This is a genomic window from Blastococcus atacamensis, assembly GCF_002938425.1.
Classification (GTDB): Bacteria; Actinomycetota; Actinomycetes; order Mycobacteriales; family Geodermatophilaceae; genus Blastococcus; species Blastococcus atacamensis.
In genome coordinates, this window is record NZ_POQU01000105.1 from 1 (window position 1) to 11,142 (window position 11,142).

Below are 11,142 nucleotides of genomic sequence, written 5' to 3' on the forward strand. Positions count from 1 at the left end.
CCATCTCCGCGGCCCGGGCCCGCTGGCTGGCGTGTGACGGCAACGTCACCCGCATCGTCGTCGGCCCCGAAGGCCAGCCGATGGACCTCGGCCGCACCCACCGCGTCGTGCCACCCCACCTGCGGCGAGCCGTCGAGCACGCCGACCGGCACTGCGTCTTCGCCGGCTGCGACGCACCCAGCCACTGGTGCGACGTCCACCACCTCGTCCACTGGGCCCACGGCGGAGACACCGAACTGCACAACCTGGCCCTGCTGTGCGAGCGCCACCACACCAAGGTCCACCACGGGTTCCGCATCGAACGAGATGCCGACGGCCGATGGCACACCTACCGCCCCGACGGAACCGAGATCCTCGTCCTCCAGCGCATCACCCAGGAGACGGTCGACGCACGCGCCGGCTGACCGGACCCGACGGTCGGCCCGCGCTCCCGGGACGTAGCGTCTGCGCCCGATGGAGCTCTACGAGTACGAGAAGGACGGCGCCGAGATCTACCGGCAGTCGTTCGCCACGATTCGCGCCGAGGCCGATCTGGCCGGGCTGCCCGCTGACGTGGCGAAAGTCGCGGTGCGGATGATCCACGCCTGCGGGCAGGTCGACCTGGTCGAGGACATCGCCTACTCCCCCGCCGTCGTGCAGCGCGCCCGCGAGGCACTCGACGCCGGCGCACCCGTGCTCTGCGACGTCCAGATGGTGGCCAGCGGCGTGACGCGACGGCGGCTGCCGAAGGACAACGACGTCGTCTGCGCGCTGAACGACCCGCGAACCCCGGGGCTGGCCGCCGAGCTCGGCACCACCCGCACCGCCGCGGCCGTCGAGCTGTGGCGGGACCGGCTCGACGGCGCGGTCGTCGCGATCGGCAACGCACCCACGGCCCTGTTCCACCTGCTGGAGATGGTCGCCTCGGGCGGACCGCGGCCGGCCGCCGTGCTGGGCATCCCGGTCGGCTTCATCGGTGCCGCCGAGTCCAAGGACGCGCTGGCCGCCTCCGACCTGGACTTCCTCGTCGTCCGGGGCCGTCGCGGCGGCAGCGCCATCACCGCTGCGGCCGTGAACGCGATCGCGAGCGACGTCGAGTGAGCGGGCACGGAGCAGTGAGCGGGCGGCTGTACGGGGTGGGGCTGGGCCCCGGTGACCCGGAGCTGGTCACCGTCAAGGCGGCCCGGCTGATCGGCGCGGCCGACGTCGTCGCCTTCCACGCCGCCCGGCACGGCCGGTCGGTCGCCCGCGGCGTGGCCGAGCCGTACCTGCGCGAGGGGCAGATCGAGGAACTGCTCGTCTATCCGGTCACGACCGAGACGACCGACCACCCCGGCGGCTACCAGGGCGCGATCGACGAGTTCTACGAGGCCGCCGCCGCCCGGCTCGCCGCCCACCTCGACGCCGGACGCGACGTCGTCGTCCTCGCCGAGGGGGATCCGCTCTTCTACGGCTCCTACATGCACATGCACAAGCGGCTCGCGCACCGCTACCCGACCGAGGTGGTCCCCGGCGTGACCAGCGTCAGCGGCGCGGCCGCCGCCGTCGGCCGCCCGCTGGTCGAGCGCGACGAGGTGCTCACCGTGCTGCCGGGCACCCTGCCGGCCGACCAGCTGGCCGAGCGGCTCGCCGCCACCGACTCCGCCGCGGTGATGAAGCTCGGCCGTACGTTCCCGCAGGTACGGGAGGCGTTCGAGCGCGCCGGGGTCCTGGACCGCGCCCTCTACGTCGAGCGCGCCACCACCGACCGCCAGCGCTGCCTGCCGCTGGCCGAGGTCGACCCGGCGAGCGTGCCGTACTTCTCCCTCGCACTCCTGCCGAGCCCGCTGACCGCCCAGCTCGTCGAGCCGGCCGCACCGACGGCGTCCGCGCCGGGCACCGGCGAGGTCGTCGTGGTGGGACTCGGGCCCGGCGCCCGGAGCTGGACCACCCCGGAGGCCGCCGAGGCGCTCGCCGCCGCCGACGACCTCGTCGGCTACGGCCCCTACGTCGACCGGGTGCCCGCCAATCCCCGCCAGGTGCGCCATCCCAGCGACAACCGGGTCGAGGCCGACCGCGCCGCGCACGCCCTGGAGCTCGCCCGGTCGGGACGCCGGGTCGCGGTCGTCTCCAGCGGTGACCCGGGCGTCTTCGCCATGGCCGCTGCCGTCCTCGAGGTGGCAGCCCGGCCTGAGTTCGCCGGCATCGCGGTGCGGGTCGTCCCCGGCCTCACGGCGGCGCAGGCGGTCGCCTCCCGCGTGGGCGCCCCGCTGGGCCACGACTTCTGCGTGCTGTCGCTGTCGGACGTGCTCAAGCCCTGGGACGTCATCGTCGACCGGCTGCGCCACGCCGCGGCGGCCGATCTGGTCATCGCCCTCTACAACCCCCGGTCGCGGCATCGGCCGCACCAGCTCGGCGAGGCCCTGCGGGCGCTGCTCGAGATCCGGGCCCCGGAGACGGTGGTGGTCGTCGGCCGCGACGTCGGCGGACCGGAGGAACGGCTCACCGTCACCACCCTCGGCGAGCTCGATCCGGACACGGTCGACATGCGCTGCCTGGTGATGATCGGTTCGTCGCAGACCCGGGTCACGCCGTCGGGCGCGGTGTACACGCCGCGCACATATCCGGGCTGACACGCCGGGGACCGGGAATGCCGCGGCGCTCGTTGCCCTTGGCAACGATCATGCCCGTGCCGACGCTCTCGCGGACCCCCGCCTTCTGGACCGCCGCCGGACTCCTCCTGCTGGTGCTCGCCGCCTCCGGCGTCCCGACGCCGCTGTACCGCGTCTACCAGGACCAGTTCGGCTTCGGCCCCGGCATGCTGACGATCGTCTTCGGCATCTACGCCTTCGCCCTGCTGGCCGCGCTGTTGGTCGTGGGTGGGCTCTCCGACCACGTCGGACGGCGCCCCGTGCTGGTCGGCGGCCTACTGCTCCAGGCCGCCGCGATGGTGGTCTTCCTCGCCGCCGACGGCATCGGCTGGCTACTCGTGGCGCGGGTGGTCCAGGGGCTGTCGATGGGTGCGCTCACCGGCACGCTCGGCGCGCTCCTGCTCGACACCCAGCGCCCCGACCGGCCGCTGGGACCGCTGCTGAACAGCGCGGCTCCCGGACTGGGCCTCTCCGTCGGTGTCGTCGGCGCCGGGCTGGTCGTCGAGTACGCCGCCTCGCCGACCCGGTGGGTGTTCGCCGCCCTCACCACCGCGCTGGTCGTGGCCGCCGCGATCGTGGCGTTCCTGCCCGAGACCTCCCCGCGCGCGCCCGGGGCGCTGGCCTCGCTGCGGCCCACGGTGCGCGTGCCCCGCCCGCAGCGCCCGGCCTTCCTCACCGCGCTGCCGGTGCTCGTGGCCGCCTGGGCGCTGGGTGGGCTCTACCTGTCCCTCGGCCCCTCGCTGGCCGCCTCGGTCTTCGACCTCCGGGCGCCCCTGATCGGGAGCCTGCTGGTGCTGGCCATGCAGGGGTCCGCCGCGATCGGTGCGGTGCTCGGGCACAACCTCCCGCCCGAGCGGGCCATGGTCGCCGGAGCGTCGGTCTTCGCGATCGGCGTCGGCGGCACGATCGCGGCCCTGCTGACCGGCGTCACGGTCGTGTTGTTCGTCTCCGCCGTCGTCTCCGGACTCGGCTTCGGCATGGCGTTCCTCGGCGCGGTCGCCACCGCCAGCCAGGGCGTGGCCCCCGCCGAGCGCGCCGGCCTGCTCTCCAGCGTCTTCGTCGTCGGCTACCTGAGCTTCAGCATTCCCGCGATCGTGGCGGGCTCGCTCTCCGCCGTCGTGCCGCTGGAGACGGTCACGGAGATCTACGCCGCGGTTCTCGTGGTCCTCGCGCTGACGGCGGTGGCCGGCGTGCGCGCGCGCCGCCGGGCCGTACAGCGACCCGACCCCGCGTCGCGCGCGGTGCAGGAGTCGCTGGCCGCCTGACCGGCGGTCAGCGCCCCGGGTAGGGGGTCGCCCGCAGCGCCCGCGCCAGGTGCGCGGCGTTCTCGGCGAGGGTCGCCGTCGTGGAGGCCACCGCCTCGGGCGTCTCGTCGAGGTCCAGGTAGTCGGTGCCACCCATCGCCTGGTCGTTCCAGTAGGTGGAGCCCTGGGCGGGGATCGTGAAGCCGATGTCGTTCAGTCCCTGGAACAGGTCGGCGACGATCTTGTGGGCACCGTCCTCGTTGCCCACGACGGACACCACCGCCACCTTGCCCGTGACCAGCGGCCGACCAGAGTCGTCGGTCTCGGACAACTCGCCGTCCAGCCGCTCCAGCACCCGCTGGGCCACGCTGCTCATGTGCCCCACCCAGGTCGGCGTGGACACGATCAGGATGTCGGCGGCCATCGTCTGCGCGCGGATGGCGGGCCACTCGTCCCCCTCCCCCATGTCCACCTCGACGCCGGGCCGGACGTCGGAGTCGACGACCCGCACGACGTCGCCGGTGACGCCGTGCTCGCCCAGTTCGGCGAGCACCTGACGGGCGATCAGGTCGCTGCTGGACGGCGCGGGCGAGGCCTTGAGGCTGCAGACCAGGGCGAGTGCGCGGAGCGGGGCGGTGTCGGTCATTCCGGTCCTCTGCCCAGCCGACCTGCGCTTTCACACATGACGATCAGATCGCGCACCAGGGAACTCGGGTTCCCTGTCGCTCACGGCCGCAGGACGGCGTCCGGAAAGTTCCCCACCCGCTCGCGCAGTTCCGCCTCCGCTCCCGGCCCACCTCCCCGGGGTCCCGGTCGCGCAGCCACGGCGGGATCTCGGTGCGGGCGCCCTCGGCGCACCCGAGGTCGGCGCCGACGTAGGTGCCCACCGTGTTGCCGGTGCGGCCGGGCTCCCCGGGTGGCCGCGCGGTGAACAGCGAGATGGCGTCGCCCGACGGGTTGCGGCTGGACGCCGACTCAGCAACGACGATCTCGTCCCAGGGCAGCCGGGCGAAGTCACGAGGCAGCGTCAGGCCGGAGGCCTCGCCGCGGGAGCACGCGACTCATGTCCGGCCAGCCGGGCGAGGGCCTCGGCCACCGTCGCCACGACCGGCACGCCGGGCGGCAGCGGTGGCCGGCGCACCAGCACGACCGGGACCCCGAGCTCGCGGGCCGCGACGAGCTTCGCCGCCGTCATCGTCCCGCCGCTGTCCTTGGTGACGACGACGTCGACCCCGTGCGCCCGCATCAGCGCCCGCTCGTCCGACACCGTGAACGGGCCGCGCGCCAGCAGCACCGTCGCCCGCGGCGGCATCGGCGGCGCGGGCGGGTCGACCGACCGCACCAGGCAGCGCCCCGGGATCCCGGCGAACGCCGCCAGGCCCTGCCGTCCCGTCGTGAGGAAGACCGAATCGAACCCGGCGACCGCACGTGCTGCTTCTTCCAGTGACCCGACCCACTGCCAGTCATCGCCCTGCTCAGCGACCCAGCCGGGTCGTTGCAGTCGCAGCAACGGAACACCCGTGGCGGCTGCGGCGCGGGCCGCCGAGTCGGTCATCGACGCCGCGAAGGGATGCGTCGCATCGACGACGGCGGCGATCCCCTCGGCACGCAGCCAGGCCGCCAGACCGTCCGCACCGCCGAAGCCGCCCATCCGCACCTCCCCCGCCGGCAGCACCGGGTCGGCCACCCGGCCGGCGAGCGAGCTGACGACCTCGACGCCGTGCTCGACGAGCGCCGCCGCCAGCGCGCGCCCCTCACCGGTGCCCCCCAGCACCAGCACCCGCCCGGTCATCCCGGCCCGCCGTGCATGCTGATCGGGTGACGACGGCGGCGGAGGGCACCGGCCTGCGGTCCGGCTGGACCACCGGCGCGTGCGCCACCGCGGCGACCACCGCGGCCTACACCGCGCTGCTCACCGGCGAGTTCCCCGACCCGGTGACCATCGACCTGCCGCACGACCGGCACCCCGCCTTCGCCCTGGCCACCGAGCTGCTCGAGCCCGGCACCGCCTCCGCGGGCGTGGTCAAGGACGCCGGCGACGACCCCGACGTCACCCACGGCGCGCTGGTGTCGGTGCGGGTGACGCACGGCGTCCCCGGCGCGGGCGTGGCCTTCCGCGCGGGCGAGGGCGTCGGCACGGTGACCAAGCCCGGCCTGCCGCTCGACGTCGGCGAGCCGGCGATCAACCCGATGCCCCGCCAGTTCATCCGCGAGCACGTAGCCGCGGTCGCCGCCCGGCACGGCGGCACGGGCGACGTCGTGGTCGAGGTGTCGGTCGAGCACGGCGCGGAGCTGGCGCGGCGCACCTGGAACCCGCGGCTGGGCATCCTCGGCGGGCTGTCGATCCTCGGCACCACCGGCGTCGTCGTCCCGTACTCCTGCTCGGCGTGGATCGACTCCATCCGCCGCGGCATCGACGTCGCCCGGGCTGCCGGGTACCGGCACGTCGCGGCCTGCACCGGCAGCACCAGCGAGCGGGTCGCGATCGAGCAGCACGAATTGCCCGAGGACGCGCTGCTGGACATGGGCGACTTCGCCGGGGCCGTGCTCAAGTACCTCCGCCGGCACCCGGTCGACCGGCTGACGATCGCCGGCGGCATCGGCAAGCTCGCCAAGCTGGCCGACGGCCACCTGGACCTGCACTCCGGGCGCTCCCAGGTCTCCTTCGAGTCGCTGGCCGCCCGGGTGCGCGACGCGGGCGGCCCGCCCGGGCTGGTGGCCGGCGTGCGCGCCGCCAACACCGCGCTGGACGCCCTCCGGCAGTGCGAGGCGGCCGGCCTGCCGCTGGGCGACCTCGTCGCCGCCGCGGCCCGGGAGACGGCGCTCGGCGTGCTGCGGGGAGCGCCGGTGACGGTCGACGTGATCGTGATCGACCGCGCGGGGACGGTCGTCGGAACCGCCTGACATCAGCGGGGTCTGGCGGTCGAGTACAGGTGGCTGTCGGGGAACTCCCCCGCGGTGAGCACCGAGCCGACGATCACCACCGCCGTGCGCTTCACGCCGGCGGCCTCGACCTGCCCGGCGATGTCGGCCAGCGTGCCGCGCAGGACCAGCTCGTCGTCGCGGCTGGCACGGGCGACGACCGCGACCGGGCAGTCGACGCCGTAGGACGGCAGGAGCTCGGGCACCAGCTCGGCGATCCGCTGCACGGCCAGGTGCAGGACCAGCGTGGCGCGCGAGGCCCCGAGGGTGGCCAGGTCCTCCCCCGGCGGCATCGGCGTGGAGCGCGCCGACGTGCGGGTGAGGATGACCGTCTGGCCGACGCCCGGCACGGTCAGCTCCCGCTTGAGCGCGGCGGCCGCCGCGGCGAACGCCGGCACGCCGGGGACGACGTCGTAGGGCACGCCCGCGGCGTCCATCCGGCGCATCTGCTCGGCCATGGCGCTGTAGACCGACGGGTCGCCGGAGTGCAGCCGGGCGACGTCGAGGCCGTCCCCGTGCGCGGCCAGCAGCTCGGCGGTGATCTCGTCCAGGTCCAGGTTCGCGGTGTCGACCAGCCGGGCGCCGGCGGGCGCGGTGTCCAGCAGCTCGCGCGGTACCAGCGCACCGGCGTACAGGCACACCGGCGAGGTCGCGATCAGCCGAGCGGCGCGGACCGTGATCAGGTCCGCGGCCCCCGGCCCGGCTCCGATGAAGTGCACGGTCATGCTGCCTCCTCGCTGGCGCCCGTCAGATGCGTGCGGGGCCGTGCTCCGTCGTTGCCTGACCTCGCACGCTCGGTCATGTCTTGACTCCCGACCAGATCGTCACGGGCATGGCGGCCCTCCAGCCGGTGAAACCGCCCACCGGCGATGCCGACGCGACGCCGAGCCGCACGAGGTCCCCGCCGTGCCGGGCGAACTGCTGCGCCAGCACCGCCTCGCTCTCCAGCGTGACGGCGTTGACCACCAGCCGGCCGCCCGGGCGCAGCGCGGACCAGCACGCGTCCAGCACCCCGGGCACGGTCGCCCCGCCCCCGACGAAGACCGCGTCCGGCGACGGCAGCCCGGCCAGCGCATCGGGCGCGCTCCCCTCCACGACGTCCAGGACCGGCACCCCCAGCCGCAGGGCGTTGCGCAGGATGCGCTGCGTCCGCACCGGATCGCGCTCGACCGCGACCGCGCGGCACGACGGGTGGGTGCGCATCCACTCGATGCCGATGGACCCCGAGCCGGCGCCGACGTCCCACAGCAGCTGCCCGGGCAGCGGGGCCAGGCGGGCGAGGGTTACCGCGCGGACGTCCCGCTTGGTCAGCTGGCCGTCGTGCTCGTAGGCGTCGTCAGGCAGCCCCGGCACGGTCGGGAGCGGCACGGTGCCCGGATCGGGGACGACCTCCACGGCCGTGACCACCAGCGGATCGGTGTCGGCATGCGGCCAGTCGGCGGCCGAGCCCTCGAACACCCGCTCCTCGGCGCCACCCAGCTGCGCCAGCGCGCGCACCCGGCTGGCCCCGTGACCGAGCAGGGCCACCAGCGCCGCGACCTGCGCCGGGGTGCGGCCGTCGGAGCCCAGCACCAGCAACCGGCGGCCGGGGGTCACGTGCGGCGCGACCAGCTCGACCGGCCGGCCGACCACCGGCACGACCGTCGTCTCCTCCACCGCCCAGCCCAGGCGGGCGCAGGCCAGCGTCACCGAGGACGGGTGCGGCACCACCTCGACCGCATCCGGACCCAGCGCTCGCACGAGCGTGCTGCCGATGCCGGAGAGCATCGGGTCCCCGCTGGCCAGCACCACGACCCGACGGCCGGCGTGCTCGTCGCGGAGCCCCGGCACCGCCGGTGCCAGCGGCGAGGGCCAGGGCACCCGCTCGGCGGGCACCCGCGGCGGCACGAGGGCCAGCTGCCGGGCACTCCCGCGAAGGACGTCGGCGGCCTCGACGGCGCTCCGGGCGCGCGGCGAGAGCCCCTCCCAGCCGTCGGCACCGATCCCGACGACCACGATCGGGCCGTCGGCAGGGACGTCGGCTGCTGGCACGGGCGCTGATCCTAGGCAGGCCGCCCGACCGCACCCGTCCGGCCGAGCGCCGGAGCCGCCGCGTGCAGCCGCCGCTTCGCGAGCGCGATCGGGAGCTGCCCCACGACGGCGGGGACCGCCCACAACACCGGACTGCCGGTCTCGGCGACCAGCAGGGCGGTGACCAGCGCGATGTAGGACCCGCCGAGCAGGTGCGGCTGCACCGTCCGCCACCGGTGCCAGCCCCGGCGGCGCGCCAGCGCGCCCCCGACGGCCAGACCCTCGGTGAGGACGGCCACCGGCAGCAGCCACGCCAGACCCGGCGCGGCCACCGCCAGGACCGCTCCCGTTCCCGCGGCGGCGGCCACCGCCACCTGGTACCCGGCCGCGGCCCGTCGGCCCCGCGCCCCCGCCCGGCGGGCCATCAGCCACGCGGGCCCGAGCAGCAGCCCCGCCGAGCCGGCCAGGACGTGCACGCCGAGCAGGGCGTCACGCACCATCGGGATTCCCTCCGGGTGAGCCGTGGAGCATCCCGGCCGTCCGCCGGGCCAGGCCGAGCAGCGCGTCCCCGCCCGCATCGGGGGCGAGTCCGGCCGCGGCGAGGTTGCCGCTCGCGGCGAGGCCGGCGAGCCCCTGCACGAGCGACCAGGCGGCCACGACGGCGGCGCAGGCGTCGTCCAACCGGCCGGCGGCGGCCAGCGCGCCCACCCCGCCCTGCAGCACGCCGAAGGTGCGCGCGCGGGCCGCCGGCAGCTCGGGTCGGCCAGGTCCAGGGCCGCCGGCGTGAACGTCACCGCGAAGTGGCCGGGGTGGTCACGGGCGAAGCGGACGTAGGCCACCCCGACCTCGAGGAAACCGGCTGCCGCCGCGGCCTCGAGCGCCTGGACGAGCGCATCAGCAGCTGCCGAAGGTCCGCGTCCGTGTGGGGTACGGGAGCAGCTTGCCGCTGGCAACCCGCCAGCGGCAAGGGACCGGCGCGTGTGGTCGGTGGTCGACCGGGCTGTCGCCACGCGGACCGGTCGTGGTCTGATGTCGGAGCCACACGCGACGGCAGTGGAGGAAGCCCGGTGAGATCCCGGCGCGGTCCCGCCACTGTGACCGGGGAGTCCGTCCCCACGCACGACCACTGAGCTCCGCCGGGTCCGCCCGGAGGAGCGCGGGAAGGTCGGGGACGGATGTCGATCCGGGAGCCAGGAGACTCCAGCCGTCGTCCCTGCCACCTCCGGGCGTGGACACCCGGGGAGAGGACGCGTGCCCCGTGCGCCGTACCCGCGCATGACCTACCCCTTCAGCGCCGTCGTCGGCATGGACGACCTGCGGCTGGCCCTCCTGCTCAACGCCGTCTCCCCCGCGGTGGGCGGTGTGCTGGTGCGGGGCGAGAAGGGCACCGCGAAATCGACCACGGTGCGTGCGCTGGCCGCCGTCCTGCCGCCGGTCGACGTCGTCGCCGGCTGCCGGTTCGGCTGCGACCCGGCCGCTCCCGATCCGGCCTGCCCCGACGGACCGCACGAGGCGGCCGCCGCCGCGCAGACGCGGCCGGCCCGGCTGGTCGAGCTGCCGGTCGGCGCCTCCGAGGACCGCCTCGTCGGGTCGCTGGACCTCGAGCGGGCCCTGACCGAGGGCGTGAAGGCCTACGAGCCCGGGCTCCTCGCCGCTGCCCACCGCGGCGTGCTGTACGTGGACGAGGTCAACCTGCTGCACGACCACCTCGTCGACCTGCTGCTCGACGCGGCGGCCCTGGGCACGGCCTACGTCGAGCGCGAGGGCATCTCGGTCCGGCACGCCGCCCGGTTCCTGCTGGTCGGCACCATGAACCCCGAGGAGGGCGAGCTCCGGCCCCAGCTGCTGGACCGGTTCGGCCTCACCGTGGAGGTCGCCGCGCCGCGCGACCCGGACGTGCGCGCCGCGGTGGTGCGCCGCCGCTTCGCCTCCGACGCCGATCCCGCCGGGTTCGCCGCCTCGTGGGCGGCGGAGGAGTCGGCGCTGGCCGTCCGGATCGCCGCCGCCCGCGAGCGGCTGCCGCGCGTGGTCCTCTCCGACGACGCGCTGCGCCAGGTGACCGCGGTGTGCGCCGCATTCGACGTCGACGGCCTGCGGGCCGATCTGGTCACCGCCCGTGCCGCCATGGCGCACGCCGCCTGGTGCGGGCGCGACGAGGTCACCGAGGACGACGTCCGGGTCGCCGCCCGGCTGGCCCTGCCGCACCGCCGCCGGCGCAACCCGTTCGACGCGCCCGGGCTGGACGAGGAGACCCTCGACCGGGCACTGGAGGACTCCCGCCCCGGCGCTGTCCCTTAAACACATGTGAAGCCGCCCAAGAACGAGATAAGTATACATGAGTTGCTCACCCTAACAAA

The 11,142-nt window shown here is 75.5% G+C and carries 12 protein-coding genes, 1 pseudogene and 1 riboswitch; of the genes and pseudogenes, 6 read left to right on the forward strand and 7 right to left on the reverse strand.

What is annotated here, in order from left to right:
* The 4 genes from C5508_RS17565 to C5508_RS17580 form a co-directional block, all read left to right on the forward strand.
* Positions 1–404 (forward strand): HNH endonuclease signature motif containing protein (locus C5508_RS17565; protein ID WP_157944138.1); only part of this gene is annotated, 404 nt, incomplete at its 5' end.
* A 49-nt stretch (positions 405–453) separates the two neighbouring features.
* Positions 454–1,080 (forward strand): precorrin-8X methylmutase, encoded by a 627-nt coding sequence (locus C5508_RS17570; RefSeq protein WP_104526224.1) that lies wholly within the window; start codon positions 454–456, stop codon positions 1,078–1,080.
* Between the two features lie 14 nt (positions 1,081–1,094).
* Positions 1,095–2,591, forward strand: a complete 1,497-nt coding sequence (locus C5508_RS17575) for a precorrin-2 C(20)-methyltransferase (RefSeq protein WP_104526225.1) — start codon at positions 1,095–1,097, stop codon at positions 2,589–2,591.
* A 50-nt stretch (positions 2,592–2,641) separates the two neighbouring features.
* Positions 2,642–3,874: an MFS transporter gene (locus C5508_RS17580; protein WP_232797255.1), complete on the forward strand. Its 1,233-nt coding sequence runs from the start codon at positions 2,642–2,644 to the stop codon at positions 3,872–3,874.
* Between the two features lie 7 nt (positions 3,875–3,881).
* Here the strand turns inward: C5508_RS17580 and C5508_RS17585 are convergent, their stop codons facing one another.
* From C5508_RS17585 to C5508_RS17595, 3 genes are read right to left on the reverse strand one after another with little or no spacing between them, the layout of a single operon-like run.
* The gene (locus C5508_RS17585; protein ID WP_104526227.1) at positions 3,882–4,499 is read right to left on the reverse strand and encodes a flavodoxin family protein; all 618 of its coding nucleotides are present in this window, start codon (positions 4,497–4,499) and stop codon (positions 3,882–3,884) included.
* Between the two features lie 43 nt (positions 4,500–4,542).
* Positions 4,543–4,884, reverse strand: coding sequence for an FBP domain-containing protein (locus C5508_RS20770; protein ID WP_104526228.1), 342 nt, complete (start codon positions 4,882–4,884; stop codon positions 4,543–4,545).
* Positions 4,881–5,645 (reverse strand): cobalt-precorrin-6A reductase, encoded by a 765-nt coding sequence (locus C5508_RS17595; RefSeq protein WP_104526229.1) that lies wholly within the window; start codon positions 5,643–5,645, stop codon positions 4,881–4,883. Before C5508_RS17595 ends, C5508_RS20770 begins: the two co-directional genes overlap by 4 nt.
* Before the next feature lie 26 nt (positions 5,646–5,671).
* On the opposite strand from C5508_RS17595, the gene C5508_RS17600 reads away from it, so the two are divergent.
* The gene (locus C5508_RS17600; RefSeq protein ID WP_104526230.1) at positions 5,672–6,757 is read left to right on the forward strand and encodes a cobalt-precorrin-5B (C(1))-methyltransferase; all 1,086 of its coding nucleotides are present in this window, start codon (positions 5,672–5,674) and stop codon (positions 6,755–6,757) included.
* 2 nt (positions 6,758–6,759) lie between these two features.
* Here C5508_RS17600 and cobM read toward each other — a convergent pair whose 3' ends face one another.
* From cobM to C5508_RS17615, 4 genes and pseudogenes are all read right to left on the reverse strand, one after another.
* Positions 6,760–7,500, reverse strand: a complete 741-nt coding sequence (gene cobM, locus C5508_RS17605; protein WP_104526231.1) for a precorrin-4 C(11)-methyltransferase — start codon at positions 7,498–7,500, stop codon at positions 6,760–6,762.
* Between the two features lie 73 nt (positions 7,501–7,573).
* Positions 7,574–8,806, reverse strand: a complete 1,233-nt coding sequence (cbiE, locus tag C5508_RS17610) for a precorrin-6y C5,15-methyltransferase (decarboxylating) subunit CbiE (protein ID WP_104526233.1) — start codon at positions 8,804–8,806, stop codon at positions 7,574–7,576.
* 11 nt (positions 8,807–8,817) lie between these two features.
* Positions 8,818–9,285 (reverse strand): hypothetical protein, encoded by a 468-nt coding sequence (locus C5508_RS19665; RefSeq protein WP_157944139.1) that lies wholly within the window; start codon positions 9,283–9,285, stop codon positions 8,818–8,820.
* A pseudogene (locus C5508_RS17615) lies at positions 9,275–9,547 on the reverse strand (WHG domain-containing protein); the annotation flags it as partial. The pseudogene C5508_RS17615 and the gene C5508_RS19665, both read right to left, overlap by 11 nt.
* A gap of 295 nt (positions 9,548–9,842) precedes the next feature.
* Positions 9,843–9,985: riboswitch (cobalamin riboswitch) on the forward strand.
* A gap of 51 nt (positions 9,986–10,036) precedes the next feature.
* Between C5508_RS17615 and C5508_RS17620 the strand changes: the two are divergent.
* Positions 10,037–11,083, forward strand: a complete 1,047-nt coding sequence (locus C5508_RS17620; RefSeq protein ID WP_232797256.1) for an ATP-binding protein — start codon at positions 10,037–10,039, stop codon at positions 11,081–11,083.
* Positions 11,084–11,142: the final 59 nt, after the last annotated feature.

Excerpts from the sequence above, each read along its gene's own strand:
- C5508_RS17580 (WP_232797255.1), top strand. The coding sequence starts at position 2,642 with ATGCCCGTGCCGACGCTCTCGCGGACCCCCGCCTTCTGGACCGCCGCC.
- C5508_RS17570 (WP_104526224.1), top strand. The coding sequence starts at position 454 with ATGGAGCTCTACGAGTACGAGAAGGACGGCGCCGAGATCTACCGGCAG.
- C5508_RS17595 (WP_104526229.1), bottom strand. The coding sequence starts at position 5,645 with ATGACCGGGCGGGTGCTGGTGCTGGGGGGCACCGGTGAGGGGCGCGCG.
- cobM (WP_104526231.1), bottom strand. The coding sequence starts at position 7,500 with ATGACCGTGCACTTCATCGGAGCCGGGCCGGGGGCCGCGGACCTGATC.
- C5508_RS19665 (WP_157944139.1), bottom strand. The coding sequence starts at position 9,285 with ATGGTGCGTGACGCCCTGCTCGGCGTGCACGTCCTGGCCGGCTCGGCG.
- C5508_RS17585 (WP_104526227.1), bottom strand. The coding sequence starts at position 4,499 with ATGACCGACACCGCCCCGCTCCGCGCACTCGCCCTGGTCTGCAGCCTC.